The organism is Haloarcula salina, assembly GCF_010119195.1.
Lineage (GTDB): Archaea > Halobacteriota > Halobacteria > Halobacteriales > Haloarculaceae > Haloarcula > Haloarcula salina.
On the sequence record NZ_WRXL01000002.1, the window covers coordinates 482,304 to 500,087 of the forward strand.

Consider the following 17,784-nt stretch of genomic DNA (forward strand, 5'->3'; position numbering starts at 1 on the left):
AGTCCCTGAACATCCGCTTTTTTTCGCGCGCTACACCGGTAGCGACAGCCTCGAAATCCACCCCGGTCAGGACTGCGTGGCCTGGGTTCGCTTGCGAACGGCCAATTGCTGGTCGTCGGTCGTGACCGGAACGCACTCGAACGTCGACGAGACGCGGTAGTAATCCAGTACCTGCCGAACGTCACCTGCGATCGTCGTGTTCCGGAGGTTCGCCTCGGTGATCGTGTCGCCGAGTGACTCGTAGATGTCGTGGAGTGACGTTTCCCCGGGGATGCGTGCACTCCCGGTTTCGCTCGTCGTGTATCGCCGGTCGACCCGCGTCTCGTACCGGTCGCGGTTGATCACCCACTGCGTCCCGTCCTCGTGCGTCTCTACGACGACGGTCGGATACCTCTCGATATCGCGGCGACCGGAGGCGTCGAGAATCAGGTCGTACAGCTCGCGTGCGAGGCTCGTCTGCAGCACGTTTCGAGCGGACAGGTCGAGTTGTTCCAGAAGGGCCGCGTTCTCTGCTGCAAACGTTTCCGCGGCCGCTTTCTCCTCGCCGTCGAGGTAGAACACGTCGGTGAACTTCCCGGGATTGTTCGTCTGCGAGAGACCGCTCGTTCCCTTGACCTGAATCGCCCGCACTTCGGATCGCTCCTCGAAATTCAGATCCGAACGAGAGATGCCCGTCTGCGGGCACTGTTGCAGTTGCTCGTATGTCCCCGTCATTACCTGAATGAACATGCTTTATGCAATATTTAGATATCGTTTACTTATCACTCGGTGATGCTTTGCAGCACGTGTCTCCAGTTACCGGCCGCAATTGAATCGTCGGTAGAGCAGCGCCACTCTAACCCCGACAGAAGACAATCCTGAAGTTCGTTTCACCGAAGGCTTGTCAAGACAGGATACGAATAACTTCATCCAGACTGAATTTTTGATTGTCATATTTGTGTTTTACTTACCACATTTGTTCCACAAAGCATTTACCTCACTTCGGGGAATGTGTGGATACCCCTACCCATGACGCCAGAAGTGAGTACGCCGGTTCGGTCTACGCGTGGTCGCGGTGACCGCGTTCCGACCACGCGGAAAACTGCTGGTGTCGCCCGATAGCAACACAACACAAACTATGACAGGAACTAACGAGAAGCTCCGCAGTCTGTTCCTCACGGCGCTGATGGTGTTTTCGGTATTCGCCGGCACCGTCGCGTTCTCCGGTGGCGCAGCCGCCGCGAGTAACGTGAGCGTCGAGCAGGCAGTGGAGTACTCCGCCAACAGTGGCGGAAGTACAATCGAACTGGCACTCAACCAATCTGTTGCGAATGGTCTCGACGGCAACGGCGAACTCGAGATTTACCTCGACGGTAACGAGGTCTCCGGTACGCTGTTCAACAACGTCGACGCAGACGGTACCAACGGCCGCGTCGAAATCGACCTTACCGAGGACGTCACGCCGAACCGTAACCTGACGGTCAAGCTCACCGACATCGGTAGCGGCTCCGTCACGGCGAAGGACATCGACGTAACCTCGCGGACGTTCACCCCTGACGCGCTGGGTAACTCGGAATCCCGCTCGTACACGAACGTGTACCGCGGCGAGTCCATCGCCATCGAGGACACCTCTGCTGGCTCCAGCACGAGTGTCCTCCTCGAGGAAGACGGCGGTAGCGTCGTCGCTGACGACACCTTCACGGCGAACAGCCAGGTCTACGTCGTGGACACCAGTGACCTCGACACCGGTCAGCGCTACAACATCACCACCGACGGCGACCAGGAAGCTGGCTTCAAGGTCAGCGACCTCGGTCTCGACGTCGAGATGGACGACAACGACGTCACTGACGAGGACGCCATCATCGCCAACGTCACGGTCAAGCGCGGTGGCCAGCCGGCCAACGCGACGCTGTTCGACGAGGACGGCGAGAAGGTCAAGTCGATCGTCAAGAACCTCAAGGGTAACGACGTCGTCCAGTTCGACTTCAGCAACCACACCGCCGACGACGCTCCGTACACGGTCAACGTGACCGACAACCAGACCGGCGTCACGGTGTCCTCTGACCAGATCAACGTCACCGAGGCCGAAGACGGTGAAGCGAGCTTCGACGAGAGCGTCGTCTCCGACCAGCGCGGTGACGTGGTCAACGTGACGGTCCAGCTCGACAACACCGACGACGGCTACATCTTCATCGGTGACGAGGACGACGACAACTACGCGATCTCCGGTCAGATCACTGACGACGACGACGACGGTGAAGTCACCGTCCAGTTCAACAGCTACCTGGCTGGTACGTCCGGCATCGCCGGCATCAACGCGAACGACGTTCTCTCCGTCCCCGGTGACGACGACATCAGCGGTGTCACCGAGCACGGTACGTTCAGCCGTACGACCCTCAACGAAGAGACGGTCGACGCGTCCAGCTACAACATGAACGTGACTGCGGGCACCAGCAAGAGCGGTAGCCCGGACAACGTCGGGACGCTCCGCCTGAGCGAGCGCTCGACCGAGAGCGTCCGCAGCTGGGTCGCCCCGCAGGACGCTGACCTCACGGACGAGGACATCGACATCTACGACCGCATCGGCGCGAACCTGACCCAGGCCAACGACATCGCTGACGGCGACATCGTCGTCCACCAGGTCGTCGCTTCCGGTGTCGAAGGTACGCTCGCCTACGAGGAAGAGGTCAACGGCTCGTCCGACGTCACGCAGGCGTTCCTCCGCTCGTCCAACCCCGGTAACCCGATCAACTTCACGGTCAACCGGACGAACGTCGGCGCGAACGCCGACGAGGACTCCATGGTCCTCACCTCGAACAACGTGACGGTTGTCGACGACCCTGACAACAACACGTACTTCATCGCTGTCGAACTGGACAACGTCAACCAGTACGAGAGCGATACCGTGGTCCGCGAGGACAACGAAGACGACCAGATCACGGCCAACTTCACCGTCTCCGAAATCAGCGCTATCGCTGACGACAACGACGGCGTCGAAGACGACTACACGCTCGTCGAGCGAGACGCGTCCATCAACACGGCCAACGGTCTCGTGACCCTGCAGGCTGCTGCTGACCAGCCTGTCACCGGCACGACCTCCGTCGCGCCCGGCTCGGAGATCGAGGTCCGCCTCGACTCCGAGAGCGAAGCGAACCCGTTCATCCTCCGCCCCGAGGCGACCGTCACGCCGAACGGCACGTTCAGTGCCGCGGCTGACATGAGCGAGTACTCCGCCGGAACGAACTTCACGGCGCAGGTGCTCGACGTCGACGGTGACGACCTCGGCGACGAGGAAGACGGTCAGCTTACCGCTGCTGCCACCGCGACGGTGAGCATCAGCGACCAGGAATCCGACGGTAGCGAAGTCGTCGTCGACAGCGCACAGTTGTCCGACGGTGGCTTCATCGCGATCCACGTCGGGAACGCCTCCGGCGACGTGATCGGGAACTCCGAGTACCTCGAGGCAGGCAGCCACGAGGACATCACGGTGACTCTCGACACGCCCCAGGACGGCGACTTCACGGCCGTCGCGATGCCGCACCTCGACACGAACGGCAACGAGGCCTACGACTTCCCCGGCGCTGACGGTCCGTACACTGCGAACGGCTCCGCCGTGACGCAGTCCGCCAACGTCACCGTTGGTGGCGAGACGACCGAGGAGCCGACGGAAGAGCCGACCGAGGAGCCGACCTCCGAACCGACGGAGGAGCCGACCTCTGAGCCCACGATGGAGCCGACCGACGAGCCGACCGACGAAGGCACGACGGCCTCCGAAGGTCCCGGCTTCACGGCCGCCATCGCGCTCATCGCGCTCATCGCTGCGGCGCTCCTGGCCGTCCGACGCGACAACTAACTGGAAGCGCTCCAGTCCCTGAACATCCGATTTTTCTTCGCGCGCGACGCCGGTAGCGGTTGCTGTACCGACCGCTGCGGTCTGGTACTGAGGCCGCACACGGGCGCAACGACAAAACATATAGGACGGTTTGGCTAACGTACAGCAAATGAGCGAGACGGTGCTGCAGGCGGGCGTCGACGTGGCGGGGCTGTCGTTCGAGCCGGTCGCCGTCTCGGAGCCGCTGATGTGGCTCGTTCTCGCGGCGTTCCTCGGGAGCTCGCTAGCCGCTCTGTACGACGACCGGCTCGCCCGCCCCGTCGCCACCGCGGGCTGGGTCCTGTTCGGTGCGTACTGGCTCGTTCTCGCGCCGCACTTCATCCTGATACAGAAGAGCGTCATCGAAGGGCTCGGGAGCGTCGCGGCGGTCCCGCTGTCGCTGTACGCCGGCTACCTGCTCTGGCACGGGCGCGAATCGCTGCTCGTTCTGACGCGTGCGATCGGCGTCATGGGGCTGATCTACGTGCCGTTCCTGACGATTGCGCCTCTCAGGCAGGCGATCATCGAGTCGGTCACCGACCAGGTGGCATTCCTGATGACGCTCGTCGGCCACGACCCGCTCGTGGTCAACGGGCTGTCGCACAACGGGATCGAGATCACGGGGAAACAGTATCCCTACGAGAACACGTTCTGGTTCGACGGCGACGGCAGGCCGATCACCTACACGATCATCCTCGCCTGTACGGGCATCGGGAGCATCTCCATCTTCGCCGGCGGCATCCTCGCGGTCGACGCGCCGTGGCGACGCAAACTCCGCACGCTGGCGGTGACGGTCGGCGTCATCTACGTCCTGAACCTGTTCCGGAACGTCGTCATCGGTCTGGCGTTCGGGCTCCAGAAAGCGCAGTTCTTCGAGGGGACGATCATGACGCTGTTCGGCATCAGCGATCCGCGGCTGGTGTCGTACTACATCGTGGACCGCATCCTCGCCCAGACCGGGTCCGTTGTCGTGCTCGTCGCGCTCACGTGGGTACTCATGCGCGAACTCCCCGAGCTAGCGGTGATCGTCGAAGACTTGCTGTACCTGGTGACCGGGACGGAGTACGACCTCGGGGCGACGTTCGAGGCCGACGAGACGGACGCTGGGACGCCGACGCCCGGCGACGACTGAGGGTGCGAGAACGCCGTCGCGGTTCACTCGATCGGTGCGCCGGCGAACGCCGTCAGCGCGTCGCGTTCGAGCGGGTGAAGCGAGCCCGGAACGACCAGTAAGTGGAGCGGGTCGCCGAAGGTCCGCGTGGCGAGGTCCTCCAGCGTGTCGGCGGCGACCAGCGGGTCCGGGCTGCCGGCCCTGGCGACGACGACGCCGAGCGTGTCGGGGAACGGCTCCGAGAGGAGGGACGCCGCGGCGTCTGCCGTCATGTACGTGTCGTCGCTGTCGTCCCAGTGGGGGTCGTCCACCTTGATGTCGAGGTAGACGAGGGTGTGGAGGTCGCGGTCGCGGTTGTCTTCGATGGTCGCGACGACGCTGTCGGGGACGCCGTCGCCGCCGTGGGCGTCCTCGAAGGGGAGCGTCGTGGCCTTCCCGAAGCGGTAGTTCTGCAGGCCGGTCAGCGAGCCGGCGGCCGTCTGGGCGGTCGTCCCGTGGACGATGCGCGTCTCGATGCCGCGGTTCTCGGCGCGAAGCCGGAGGTCGGCGTGCGTCGTCGAGACCATCGTGTCCCCGGCGGTGCAGAAGACCACGTTCCGGTCCGCTGCGGCCGAGAGGATCGGTTCAGGGTCCTGTTCGATGCCCGCGCGGTCGCGGACCTCGATGGTCGTGTCGAGCGTCGATTCGAGCGTTTCGAGATCAGTTCCGACCAGCCGGCTCGTGTAGAACTCCGCGAACACGCGGTCGGCGTCGCGGATGGCGTCGCGACCGGCGACCGTGACGGAGCGGTCGTCGTAGAGCCCGAGCCCGACGAAGGTGAGCATACCGGCAGTGGGGTAGCGCCGGGCATAAAGGGCGCGAAGCGTCAGGCTTACCGCCCGCGGTCGGGGAGGAGTAGTATGGGCGTTCCCTGCGTTCGCGTGCCGCGAGAGGACGGCGAGGCGACGCGGAGCCGGCTCGCGGCGGCCGACCTCGTCGACGACGGCTATGACATCACGGCGGCGGACGGCAATCTGTACGTGCCGGTGACCGACCCTTCTGCGGTGCCGGCCGACCTCGACGTGGTGGAGTTCGACCCACCGGTCCGCGAGGGCCAGACGATGCCGGCAGACGAACTCGGATCCGACCCGAGCTACGAACGCATCGGCGACGTGGTGATCGTCGACGAGGACGATGCCGAGCGGGCGAGGGAGATCGCCGACGCCATCGTGGCGTCGGACCTGCCGGTGCGGACGGTGTTGAACCGGGCGTCGAAGGTCAAAGGCGAACAGCGGGTCCGCGAGTGGGACGTGCTGGCCGGCGAGAGCACGGAGGTCGTCCACCGGGAGTACGGCTGCGAGTTCGCGCTGGACCTCACCGAAGTGTACTTCTCGCCGCGCCTGGCGACCGAGCGACACCGCGTCGTCGAGCAGGTCGCCGAGGACGAGCGGGCCTTCGATATGTTCGCCGGCGTCGGCCCGTTCGTCGTCCCCTTCGCCAAGCGCGGGGCGACCTGCGTCGGGACCGACATCAACGAGACGGCGATCGAGTACCTGCGGGAGAATGCCGAACGGAACGGCGTCGCGGACCGGGTGACGGGCATCTGCGGCGACGTGCGCGAAGTCGCAGACGACTACGAGGGGTGGGCCGACCGACTCGTGATGAATCTCCCGCACAGCGCCGACGAGTTCCTCGATACCGCCGTCCGACTGGCCGGCGCGGAGTGCGTGCTTCACTACTACGACATCCAGCACGAGGACGACCCGTTCGGTCCGGGCGAGCGCGCTATCCGGGCGGCCGCCGAACCCGAGTACGACGTGACGGTCGAGACACGACACGTCGTTCGGTCGTACGCACCGCACGAGCACAACGTCGTTCTGGACGTTCGTTTGACAGAATAAGACGAACAATTATGTACATTGCTCCGATGATGGAACGTAGTGGCAGATGGGTGTGAGCGAGGTAGACGAGATAGACGTCCACGACATCTCGCCGATGGCGTGGCGACTACTGCGGGTCGCCGCGGGGTACGGCCAGCGAGAGGTCGAGGTCGAGATCGACGACATCATGCAGGCTCACATCTCCATGCTTGAGAACAACAACCGGAGTCTCTCTCAGGAGCGACTCGACGTGCTGTTCGACCTGTATCACTCTGAACTGACGGACGAACAGGTCTGCGTCCTGGTGTCGAACTTCTAGCTATGACCGACCAACGAGACGAGGGAACGGAACGACGGTGGAGGGGACGACCGTGACGTGGTCCGGGCGGGCGACGCCGCGGCGGACGGCGGCGTCGATCGTACTCGCGCTCGTCGTGACGGGGGCCATCGCCGCAGCGCCGACGCCTGCGCGACTCGACGTGGCGGCCCAGTACGCGCTCGCGACGATGGCGCTGGCGGCGATCCTGTGGGTGACGAACGCGCTCCCGCTGTCGGTGACGGCGCTTCTCATCCCGGTCGCGCTGACCGTCTTCGGCATCTACGACACGATGGAACCGGCGTTGTCGGGCTTTGCGGACCCGCTCATCTACCTGTTCGTCGCGGGGTTCATGCTCGCCGAGGCGCTCCAGACCCACAACATCGACCGGCGTATCGCCCTGTACCTCATCGGCTGGATGGGGCGCTCGCCGCGACTGCTCATCCTCGCGATCATGGTCGCGACGGCGTTCCTCTCGATGTGGGTGTCGAACACGGCGACGACGGCGATGATGACGCCGGTCGCGCTGGGCGTCCTCGCCGAGGTCGTCGGCCGAGAGATCCCCGACGGCGAGGCGTCGAACATGCGGATCGCGACTCTCCTCGGAACGGCCTACGCGGCGAGCGTCGGCGGCGTCGGGACGCTGATCGGCACGCCGCCGAACGTGGTCGCCGTGGCCTTCCTCGACCGCCTCGCCGGCGTCGAGATATCCTTCGCGCAGTGGCTCGTCGTCGGCCTGCCCATCGTCGTGCTGACGCTCCCGCTCACCTGGTACGTCCTGACGTTCTGGCTGTACCCGCCGGAGGTCGAGGACGTGAGCGACGCGCAGGCCCAGGCCAGCAAGTACTTAGAGGAGGAGGGTGCGCTCTCACGAAGCGGTCGCCGCGCGGCGTACATCTTCGCCGCGACGGCCGTCCTGTGGATGCTCGGCGGCCTCGGCTTCCTGTTCGAGGGCGTCCTCCCGGGACCGGTGTTCGTGACGCTGTTCGGCGGTACGGGGCCGAGCGTGTTCGGGTTGGAAGGCCATCGCGGAATCCTCTACTTCGTCGTCGTCGGCCTGCTCGCCATCCCCGCCCTGGTGCTCTCGGGGGCCGACGACTGGGAGAACCTGATCGACATCGACTGGGGGACCATCGTCCTGTTCGGCGGCGGCCTCTCGCTCGCGGACGCGCTGGCCGAGACCGACGCGACCCAGTGGCTGGCCCGCTCGGTCTTCGACGCCGTCGTCAACGCGCCGCTCGCGCTCGTCGTCCTCGCGGTGATCGTCTTCACGGTCCTCGTGACGGAACTGTCTTCCAACACGGCGACCACGACGATCCTCGCGCCGGTCCTCATCAGTCTCGGGAGCGTCCTCGCCGGGACCCTCGGCGTCGACCCGGTGCACGCGGCCGTCACGCTGGCGATCACCGGCGCGATCGCGGCGAGTTTCGCCTTCGCGCTGCCCGTCGCCACGCCGCCGAACGCCATCGTCTTCGGGAGCGGACACCTCGATCAGCGGGACATGATCCGGGCGGGAATCGTGTTGAACGTCCTGATGACCCTCGTCCTGACGGTGCTCGTCGTCGTCTCCTTCTCGCTGTTCTGGCCGCACGTCCTGTGGTAGCGATTCGCTAATACGGTACCCGGTGTCGGTTTCGCCGCACGTGACAGCCGAGAAACCATCACGAACAACTATCCTTAACATTTAATAGGATAAATCACAACGGTCAGTATAGGCCGTGTATCACTGATACACGACCGGCTCGAAACCTATGACGGGAAAGAAAGACCGACGCACGTTTCTGAAGGTGGCGGGAAGTACAGGTGTCCTGGGGCTCACCGGCCTCGCAGGCTGTTCCGGTGACGGCGGCGACGGCGGTGGCGGTGACGGTGGTGACGGTGGTAGCGATGGAGGCAGTGGCGGCGACGGCGGTGACGGTGGCAGCGACGGCGGCTCGACCGGCGAGAGCGGAAGCGGTACGAGCGTCATCACGCTCGGTGGGTCGATGAGCCTCACCGGCGACAACGCCGACCTCGGGAAACTGTACAAAGACGCCTACGAACTGACGATCCAGCGAATCAACGAGTCCGGCGGCATCGAGGCCGGCGACGGCAACACCTACGAACTGGAGATGATACTCCGGGACGACAGCACCGACGCCTCGCAGTCGAAGTCCATCTACCAGGAGCTCATCGACCGCGAGGGCGTCGACTACCTGCTCGGCCCCTATTCCAGTACGGTGACGCTGCCGGCCAGCGCGGTCGCCGCCCAGAACCAGAAGCCGATGGTCGAGGGCGGCGGCGCGAGCCCGGAGATCTTCGCACAGGGCAACGAGTGGATCTTCGGGCTGCTCCCGACGGCCAACAAGTACGCGAAGAGCTTCATCGACATGTGTACGGCCCAGGAATCCGCGCCGGAGTCCATCGCCATCCTCGCGGAGGACGGGACGTTCAGTCAGTCCACCGCCGAGGGCGCACGCCAGAAAGTCCAGCAGACGGACCTCGAACTGGTCGTCGACCAGACGTTCCCCTCGGACACGTCGGACCTCTCGACGAACCTCGGCCGGGTGCGGGACAACGACGCCGACATCCTGCTGCTGTGTGCCCACCAGAAGCACAACATCATCCTGGCGAACCAGATGGAGAGCCAGAACGTGAACCCCGACGCCGTGATGGGGACGGTCGGCAGCCTCAACGACTCGTTCAAGGGCGAGGTCGGGGCCAACGGCGACTACATGTACGGCCCGTCTTCCTGGGCAGTCAACGCGAACTTCGACGACCCGGTGTACGGCAAGACCGGCGACTTCGTCTCCGCCATCGAAGAGAACTACGGCTACACGCCCGACTACCACAGCGCGGCCGGTGAGGCGGTCATCCTCACGTACATGAACGCCTTCCAGAACGTCTCCGAACTCGGGCCGACGGCGGTGCGCGACCACATTCGGCAGGCCGAGTTCTCCTCGGTGTACGGGACGGTCGCCTTCGACGACAGCGGGGTCATCGACAAGAACATGCTGGTCTACCAGTGGCAGCCCGACCCCGGCCTCCAGATCGTCCACCCGAGCAACGTGGCACAGTCTGACCCGGTCTACCCGATGCCCGCCTGGAGCGAGCGCTGAGACACATGGCCGCCACCCAATTCGTCGTCAACGGACTGCTCGTCGGTGCGCTGTTCGCAGCCGTGGCGGTCGGATTCGCGCTCATCTGGGGCGTCGTCGACATCATCAACCTCGCCCACGGCGAGATGGTCATGCTCGGCGGCTACACGTCGTACTGGGTCCTGTCGCTCGTGACCGGGAACGCCGAGGGCTCGCCGGTGCTGTTCCTGGCGACCATCCCGGTCGCGATCGCCGTGCTGTTCGTCGTCGGGTACGCGCTCCAGCGGACGCTCGTCTCCAGGGTCATCGGCACCGACATCTTCCTGACGCTGCTGGTGACCTTCGGCGCGAGCATCGCCATCCAGCAGCTGGCGATCCAGGCGTGGTCGGCGAACCCGCGATCCATCCAGGTGCGGTTCGCCGACCCGTCCATGACGCTTGGCGGAATTGTCGTGCCGAAGATGAAGCTGATCGCCTTCGTGGGAGCCATCGTGTTGACGGCGCTGTTGTACGTCTTCCTCCAGAAGACGCGCACGGGACGCGCCATCCGCGCCGTCTCGCAGAACCCCGAGGCGGCCGCGCTGGTCGGCATCGACGTCGAACACACCCGCGCGGTGACCTTCGGCGTCTCGTCGGCCATCGCCGGCGGCGTCGGCTCGTTCATCGCCGTCATCCTGAACATCCAGCCGCAGATGGGGCTCATCTACACGCTGAAGAGCTTCGTCATCGTGGTGTTCGGCGGCGTCGGGAGCATCCCCGGTGCGCTCATCGGCGGCCTCCTGCTGGGTTCCATCGAGGAGCTCGTCGCTGGGTTCATCTCCTCGCAGTGGACGCTCGCGGTCACCTTCTCGCTGCTCATCGTCCTGCTCGTCGTCAAGCCGAAGGGCCTGTTCGGCCAGGGGGTCGAACAATGAGCACGAGCGACGAGGACTCACGTGGCGCGCTCCGGTCGATTCTCCCGCCGGAGGCGGTCGACCGATTCCTCGACACCTGCAATGATCACGGGTGGCTGTTGCTCGGGCTCGGGACTGTCGCGGCCGTCTCGCTTCCCGTGCTCGGCTTGGAGGCCGGCTACTTCATGACGGTCATCACCGAGATGTTCCTGTTCGCCATCCTCGCCCTGTCGTGGGACATCGTCGGCGGACAGACCGGCTACCCGAGTTTCGGGAACATGGCCTTCTTCGGCATCGGCGCGTACACCACCGCCATCCTGACGAAGGACTTCGCGTTCGCGTTCCCGGTCGCCTTCGTGCTGGCCGGCGTGGCCGCCGTCGCTATCGCCGCCGTCATCGGCGCAGTCGTGCTCCGACTGCGCGGGCACTACTTCGCGATCGCGACGCTCGGCGTCTTGCTGGCCGCACAGCAGGTGTCGCGGATCCTCGACATCACCGGCGGCGCCAGCGGGAAGATCTTGCTCCAGACGCCCTCGGGAGAGACCTTCTACTTCCTCTTCCTCGCGGTGCTGGTCGTCGAGATGGGCGTGGTGTACTACCTCTCCAGCACGCGCTTTGGCTTCGTCCTCAACGCGATCCGCGACGACGAGGAGAAAGCCACCGCGATGGGGTTCAACACTACCTACTACAAGACGGCCGCGTGGATGCTGGCGGCGCTGTTCACCGGCTTCGCAGGCGGCGCGTACAGCCTGTTCAACACGTTCATCGACCCGCAGACGGCCTACAACGGGGCGTGGAACGTCGAACTCATCGCGATGGCGCTGCTGGGCGGGTCCGGCACCGTCGCCGGTCCGGTCATCGGCGCGTTCGGCCTCCACACCATCATCGAGATCGTCGAATCGTACGCCGTCGGATGGCAACTGGTCCTGTTGGGCGGGGCCGTCATCGTCACCGTCATCGGCTTTCCCAACGGCGTCGTCGGGACGCTCCGCGAGTACGCCAGCGAGATGGACTACTACAAGCACGGCGGCATGGCCGCCACGAACGACGACGCAGAGGTGAGTTCGGATGAGTAAGGCGACTGCAGGCACTGAGACGGCCGTCGAGAGCGACCGCGCGGTCCTCCGGACGGACGGCGTCACGAAGCGCTTCGGCGGCCTGACCGCCGTCAGCGACGTGAACGTCGAGATCCACCGGGGCGAGATCGTCGGTCTCATCGGGCCGAACGGGGCCGGCAAGTCGACCCTGTTCAACTGCATCACCGGGACGCTGACTCCCGACGAGGGGCAGGTCTACCTGCAGGGCGAGGACGTGACGGACTGGCCCGAGCACAAGATCGCCCGCGCCGGCCTCGGCCGGATGTTCCAGGAGACGCGGGTCTTCGGGGACATGACCGTCCGGAAGAACCTGCTGCTGGCCGCCCAGGAGGGCGGGGCCGACGTGGGGAACCTCCTGCGTCGCCCGGACGACTCGTTGCTGGCGCGAACCGACGAACTGCTGGACTACGTCGACCTCGCCGGCCTCGCGGACACCCGCGCCGGCCGGATGAGCTTCGGTCAGCAGAAGCTGCTGGAGTTCGCGATGGAACTGATGTCCGAGCCGGAGATCCTGCTGATGGACGAGCCGGCCGGAGGGATCAACCCCTCGATGCTGGAGAACCTCATCGACTACATCCGCAACGCCAACGAGGACGAGGAGACGACCATCTTCCTCATCGAACACAACATGGACTTCGTCATGGAGATCGCAGACCGGATCTACGTCCTGGCACACGGCGAGCGCATCGCCGAGGGGACGCCCGAGGAGATACAGAACGACCAGACCGTCCTCGACGCCTACCTCGGGAGGGAATGACCGTGGCGACGACACCAGACGACGGCGTCAGGATGACAACCGATCCCATCCTCCGGATGGACAACGTCACGTCGGGCTACGGCAACACGACCGTGCTCCACGACGTGAGCATCGCCGTGGAGGACGGCCAGATCGCCTGTCTCATCGGGCCGAACGGCTCCGGGAAGTCCACGCTGATGAAGAGCATCTACGGCTTCGCGGACGTCCAGTCAGGCACGGTCACGCTCCGCGGCGAGGAGATCACCGGCCGGTCGCCACAGGACAACCTCGCCAACGGCATGAGCTACGTCCTGCAGGACGCCAGCGTGTTCCCGGGGATGAGCGTCCACGAGAACATGCTGATGGGCGGCTACGTGTTCAACGACGACGACCGGGCCGCCGCCCGCGCCGAGGAACTGTACGACGAGTTCCCGGTGCTCGGCGACATCCGCGGCCAGAAGGCCGGAACGCTCTCGGGCGGTCAGCGCCGCCTGCTCGAACTGGCCCGGGCGCTGATGGTCGACCCCGACGTAATGATGCTCGACGAACCGTCTATCGGCCTCGAACCGCGGTTCATCGACGACGTGTTCGAGCGCATCGAACAGCTCAACGACCTCGGAACGACCATCCTGCTGGTCGAACAGAACGCCGAGAAGGGGCTGTCCGTGGCCGACCGCGGCTTCGTCCTCGCCAGCGGCGAGATCAAGTTCACCGGTACGGGGACCGAACTGCTTAACGACGAGGAAGTCGGACGACTCTACCTAGGAGGCTGAGAGATGTACACGATACTGGTCCCCGTCGACGCCGACGAAGACCGCGCCCGCGGACAGGCCGCCTTCGTCTCGGAACTGCCGGCCGCCGATACCGACATCGAGGCCGTGATCACCCACGCGCTCACCGGCGAAGAGGTGGACGCTCCCGAGGAGATCCGCAACGTCGAGCGCATCGCGACGGTCCGCGTCGTCCGCGACTACCTCGAAGAGCGAGACGTCGACGTCCGGCTCGCCGAGGGCCAACAGCCCCCGGCCGACGGGATTCTCTCCCTCGCCGAGGAGTTCGACGCCGACCACATCGCGATGGGGTCCCGGAAGCGGTCCCCGACCGGCAAAGCGGTCTTCGGCAGCGTCTCGCAGCAGGTCCTGCTCGAAGCCGACGTACCGGTCACCGTCGTCGGCGCCCGCGAGGAGTGAGAGAGGCTCCCTCGCCGGGTCCGATTCGCAATCCTTATTGCGGTTATCCGTCCAAGAACGTAGTACGCGAACGCCGCGCCGGTGTAGCTCAGACTGGCTAGAGCGAATCCTTCGTAAGGATTAGGCCGAGGGTTCAAATCCCTCCACCGGCTCTCCTTCCCGCTACCGAATTCCCGAGAGCCGGTCGGCTCGCATTCGATCGGTTGATAAACGACCCTCACTGGTGGGGCGACACCGCCTCGGCGACGCGAGGCGAACCCTCGACCGTACACGATGCTGGCACACGACTGTTCGCTCCCGGCACGACGACGGACCGCTCGGCGACCGACCGCTCGTCCCGCTGGCGGAGGTGGTCGGTGATGGGCTTTCGGGATCGCTGTCACCGTGACGCCGACGCCGAGGTGACCTGCATCGCCTGCGGCGAGACCGTCTCGCGCTCGGACGCCCGCGAGTACGACAAGTACGGCGACCGCTGGGACCGCGACGGCAAGTCCTTCGAGTACCTCTGTAAGCCCTGCGACGGGGAGTGCTGTCACGTCGACCGGACGGGGCTGGAAGACCGCCTCGAAGCGGCCGGGGCCGGGATCGCGAGCCGAGGCGAGTTCCTCCGGCGGTATCACGATCTGGCCGGCGGGGAGCGACCGCGGACCGGGCGGCGGTAACCGATCCGTCGGTTCGGGATTCGCTTCAGGGGACGGTCGCCACCCGCTCAGGGCGTGATGACCGCCCGGCCGTCGATTTCACGGGCTTCGAGTTTCTGGGCGACGGAGTTCACGTCGTCGAGGTCGTACCGTGTCGTGTGGAGCGCGACCGCGTCGCGTTCGACCAGCGCGACGAGTTCCTGGAGCTCGGTGTAGCGGCCGACGATGTTGCCCTGGTAGGCGAACTCGCCGTTGACCAAGGCCTGCGCGGGTTCGTGAATGTGCCCGCCGTAGCCGATGATCTGGTGGTCGCCGCCGGCGGCACAGACGTCCGGAGCGAGCGCGGTGGTCTCGTCGGCCCCGACGAAATCGAGCACCTGTGCGGCCCCCGTTCCCTCCGTGATGTCCTCGATTTCGCTCGCTACGTCCTCGGTCTCGGGGTCGATGGTGTAGTGCGCCCCCAGGTCCTCGGCGAGGTCGCGAGCAGATCTCTTGAGGTCGACGGCGACGATGTCGGCGGCGCACATCGCGTCGAGGCACTGGAGTCCGATGTGACCGAGGCCGCCGACGCCGATGACGACGGCGGTGTCACCGGGGTTGAGCCCGTCGACGGCTCGCTTGGCCGCGTGGTAGGCGGTGATGCCGGCGTCGGCGTGGGGCGCGATGTCGACCGGATCGACGCCGTCGGGCAGCGGGACGACCGCGCGCTCGCTGGTCAGCAACTGGTCGGCGAAGCCGCCGTCGGTCGTGAGGCCGTTGAACGCGTCGTTCTCGCAGTACATCGTCTCGCCCTGCCGACAGGGCCGGCAGGTCCCGCAGGTCTGGACGGGATGACAGATGACTTGGTCGCCCTCCGAGACCACGTCTACCTCCGCCCCCGTCTCGACGACGGTCCCGGCGTTCTCGTGGCCGAGCGTCAGCGGCAGGTCCTGGTCGACGTACTCCGTCCACATCCCCTCGATGATGTGGTTGTCCGTCTGGCACCACCCGGCGCCCTCGACCTCGACGACCACGTCGCTGTCCGAAACGACCTGTGGCGCGTCCACCTCGTCGATCGAGAGCCCGTTCGCCATGTCGTGCGTGTACTCGTGGAGTCTGGCTGCGCGCATCCCGTGCTAGTAACTGACACTGCGACAAAAAGACTCGGCGCGTCGACGGTTACGACCGGCGGGCGAGAGCGCCCATCGAGAGGAGCGCGAGGACGGCCGCGGTCACGCCGAATCCGGGTCCGAACGCGCCGGACGGTGCGGGGCTCGTCGCGCGCATCGGTTCCTCGACGGGTTCGTCCGCAGTGTACTCCCAGACGGCGGTGTCGTTCCGGACGAGGTCGGCGTTCGACTCGCTGATGTCGGCCGGCATCGTCAGTTCGTATCTGACGGCGACGCCGTCCCCGAGGGCCGCGCCGTCGTTCTCCTGTACGGTGACGAACGTGCGGTCCTCGAACGTGACGTTACCGCCGGAGACGTTCGTCGAGACGGCGCTCTCGGGACCGGGATTCCAGTCGGTAAAGGAGACGTTGATCGTGACGTTGTCGCCGTCCAGCGACTGCTCGTAGGTGTGATTCGCCATCCGACTCGTGTTCACGTCGGAAAGCAGGTACCCCTCGACGGAGTCGTAATCGCTGTCTTCGGCCTGAGCCTGGAGTCCGTCGTACACCGTCGGCGACATCTGGAGGGAGAGGTCGTACGACGAGACGGTCCCGTCTCCGCCGACCGTCGCGTCGACGGACGCGGTCATACAGCCCGAGAGGACGATCAGGGCGGCGATGGCCACCGCCGGCAGTGTGCGCGTCATTAGTATTACGCGCCGACTGGTTGCAATAAGCTTTGTTATCACCGGTGGGTCGATTCAGTGCGTCAGCACAAGGAGCTGGTCGTCGGTACGGACGAGACAGAACGGCGTACCGGGGTTCCCGAACGTGTTGGTGCGCTTCTCGCTGACGAGGAGCGTGTCGAACTCGTCTCCACAGGCCGGGCAGGCGAACCCCTTCCGGTTCGACAGCGTCATCGTCTCGCGGTCGTCTTTCAGCAGCTTGAGCCCGTGTCGGTACTCGTGGACGTCGAAGCGCCCGCTCGCGTCGAGCCGTTCCATAGGAGCCACAGGACGCCGGTGGGGTAAAAATCGTCGGCCGGTTTCAGACGAGATTCGCGCCCATGTAGAGGACGACGACGAGGAAGATCCAGACGACGTCGACGAAGTGCCAGTACATCGAGGCGGTCGAGACGGAGGTGTGGCGCTCGGCGGAGTACTGGCCGTAGTAGCCGCGCACGAAGACGATGCCGAGCAGGACCGCGCCCATGGTGACGTGCAGGCCGTGGAGTCCGGTCAGGCCGTAGAAGGCCGAGCCGTAGATGCCCCCGGTGATGGTGAAGCCCTCGTGGACGATGAACTCGTAGTACTCGTAGACCTGGCCCCCGATGAAGACGATACCGAGCAGCAGCGTCGCGGCGAGCCACTGCATGAAGCGGCCGCGGTCGCCGTTTCGGAGCGCGGCGTGGCTCATGTGCAGCGTCACGGAACTGATGACGAGGATGATCGTGTTGACGATCACGAGCGAGCCGAAGACGTGCGGGATGGACGCCTGCGTCCAGACCTCGCCGCCGCGGACGATGAAGTAGTAGACGAACCCGGCCCCGAAGGTCGCGAGCTCGGTCCCGAGGAACAGCAGCATGGCGAACTTCAGCGTTTTGCCCGAGTGGTGGTCGGTACCCCGCTCCCAGAAGTCGGAGACGAAGGCGTGGTACAGCCAGCCGTACAGCCCGGCGAGGAAGATGCCGACGCTGCCGACCAGCGCCCCCGCGCCGATGGTCTGGCTGACGAGCGCGCTTTCGCCCATCGAGAGGACGAACAGCGCCATGCTGACGTAGATTCCCGAGGCACCGATTGCTGTGACGAACGGCCACCAGCTGGCCTCGCCGAACCCGTGGGGCCAGTCCTCCGTCGCCGGGAGGTGATGTTCCCCGTGCCCGTCGTCCGCGTGTTCGTCGGAGAGACTCATACAGCAGGATTACGAG

General features: G+C 65.4%; 18 protein-coding genes and 1 tRNA gene. 13 read left to right on the forward strand and 6 right to left on the reverse strand.

Annotated elements, in window-relative coordinates:
* Window positions 1-66: 66 nt before the first annotated feature.
* Window positions 67-714, reverse strand: coding sequence for a hypothetical protein (locus tag GM656_RS07485; RefSeq protein WP_162413039.1), 648 nt, complete (start codon window positions 712-714; stop codon window positions 67-69).
* Window positions 715-1,117: 403 nt separating this feature from the next.
* Here GM656_RS07485 and GM656_RS07490 point away from each other — a divergent pair, with 403 nt between their 5' ends.
* On the forward strand, window positions 1,118-3,832 hold the full coding sequence (locus GM656_RS07490) for a DUF7282 domain-containing protein (RefSeq protein ID WP_162413040.1): 2,715 nt from the start codon (window positions 1,118-1,120) through the stop codon (window positions 3,830-3,832).
* 148 nt (window positions 3,833-3,980) lie between these two features.
* Entirely contained in the window at window positions 3,981-4,982 is a 1,002-nt protein-coding gene (gene artA / locus GM656_RS07495; protein ID WP_162413041.1) for an archaeosortase A, read from the forward strand.
* Window positions 4,983-5,005: 23 nt separating this feature from the next.
* Here artA and dph5 read toward each other — a convergent pair whose 3' ends face one another.
* A complete protein-coding gene (dph5, locus tag GM656_RS07500; protein ID WP_162413042.1) occupies window positions 5,006-5,785 on the reverse strand; it encodes a diphthine synthase in 780 nt (259 codons plus the stop codon).
* Window positions 5,786-5,860: 75 nt separating this feature from the next.
* On the opposite strand from dph5, the gene GM656_RS07505 reads away from it, so the two are divergent.
* The 11 genes from GM656_RS07505 (at window position 5,861) to GM656_RS07555 (ending at window position 14,791) form a co-directional block, all read left to right on the forward strand.
* Window positions 5,861-6,841, forward strand: a complete 981-nt coding sequence (locus GM656_RS07505; RefSeq protein WP_162413043.1) for a class I SAM-dependent methyltransferase — start codon at window positions 5,861-5,863, stop codon at window positions 6,839-6,841.
* Between the two features lie 46 nt (window positions 6,842-6,887).
* Window positions 6,888-7,139: a helix-turn-helix domain-containing protein gene (locus tag GM656_RS07510; protein WP_162413044.1), complete on the forward strand. Its 252-nt coding sequence runs from the start codon at window positions 6,888-6,890 to the stop codon at window positions 7,137-7,139.
* Window positions 7,140-7,191: 52 nt separating this feature from the next.
* Window positions 7,192-8,739 carry an SLC13 family permease gene (locus GM656_RS07515; RefSeq protein WP_162413219.1) on the forward strand — a complete coding sequence of 516 codons (1,548 nt, stop codon included), beginning with the start codon at window positions 7,192-7,194 and terminating at the stop codon, window positions 8,737-8,739.
* 148 nt (window positions 8,740-8,887) lie between these two features.
* Entirely contained in the window at window positions 8,888-10,234 is a 1,347-nt protein-coding gene (locus GM656_RS07520) for an amino acid ABC transporter substrate-binding protein (RefSeq protein WP_162413045.1), read from the forward strand.
* Between the two features lie 5 nt (window positions 10,235-10,239).
* Complete coding sequence (locus tag GM656_RS07525) at window positions 10,240-11,127, forward strand: branched-chain amino acid ABC transporter permease (RefSeq protein ID WP_162413046.1); 888 nt, start codon at window positions 10,240-10,242, stop codon at window positions 11,125-11,127.
* Entirely contained in the window at window positions 11,124-12,182 is a 1,059-nt protein-coding gene (locus tag GM656_RS07530) for a branched-chain amino acid ABC transporter permease (protein WP_162413047.1), read from the forward strand. Before GM656_RS07525 ends, GM656_RS07530 begins: the two co-directional genes overlap by 4 nt.
* A complete protein-coding gene (locus GM656_RS07535) occupies window positions 12,175-12,960 on the forward strand; it encodes an ABC transporter ATP-binding protein (RefSeq protein WP_162413048.1) in 786 nt (261 codons plus the stop codon). Before GM656_RS07530 ends, GM656_RS07535 begins: the two co-directional genes overlap by 8 nt.
* 2 nt (window positions 12,961-12,962) lie before the next feature.
* The gene (locus GM656_RS07540; RefSeq protein WP_241692722.1) at window positions 12,963-13,712 is read left to right on the forward strand and encodes an ABC transporter ATP-binding protein; all 750 of its coding nucleotides are present in this window, start codon (window positions 12,963-12,965) and stop codon (window positions 13,710-13,712) included.
* Window positions 13,713-13,715: 3 nt separating this feature from the next.
* Complete coding sequence (locus GM656_RS07545) at window positions 13,716-14,129, forward strand: universal stress protein (RefSeq protein WP_162413049.1); 414 nt, start codon at window positions 13,716-13,718, stop codon at window positions 14,127-14,129.
* Window positions 14,130-14,206: 77 nt separating this feature from the next.
* A tRNA-Thr gene (locus GM656_RS07550) sits at window positions 14,207-14,281 on the forward strand.
* Window positions 14,282-14,488: 207 nt separating this feature from the next.
* Complete coding sequence (locus tag GM656_RS07555; RefSeq protein ID WP_162413050.1) at window positions 14,489-14,791, forward strand: DUF7562 family protein; 303 nt, start codon at window positions 14,489-14,491, stop codon at window positions 14,789-14,791.
* Window positions 14,792-14,838: 47 nt separating this feature from the next.
* Here the strand turns inward: GM656_RS07555 and GM656_RS07560 are convergent, their stop codons facing one another.
* From GM656_RS07560 to GM656_RS07575, 4 genes are read right to left on the reverse strand one after another with little or no spacing between them, the layout of a single operon-like run.
* Window positions 14,839-15,879: an NAD(P)-dependent alcohol dehydrogenase gene (locus GM656_RS07560; protein WP_162413051.1), complete on the reverse strand. Its 1,041-nt coding sequence runs from the start codon at window positions 15,877-15,879 to the stop codon at window positions 14,839-14,841.
* A 49-nt stretch (window positions 15,880-15,928) separates the two neighbouring features.
* Window positions 15,929-16,564, reverse strand: a complete 636-nt coding sequence (locus tag GM656_RS07565) for a PGF-CTERM sorting domain-containing protein (RefSeq protein WP_162413052.1) — start codon at window positions 16,562-16,564, stop codon at window positions 15,929-15,931.
* Window positions 16,565-16,618: 54 nt separating this feature from the next.
* On the reverse strand, window positions 16,619-16,861 hold the full coding sequence (locus GM656_RS07570) for a DUF7385 family protein (RefSeq protein ID WP_162413053.1): 243 nt from the start codon (window positions 16,859-16,861) through the stop codon (window positions 16,619-16,621).
* 43 nt (window positions 16,862-16,904) lie between these two features.
* A complete protein-coding gene (locus GM656_RS07575) occupies window positions 16,905-17,768 on the reverse strand; it encodes a cytochrome c oxidase subunit 3 (protein WP_162413054.1) in 864 nt (287 codons plus the stop codon).
* Window positions 17,769-17,784 lie beyond the last annotated feature (16 nt).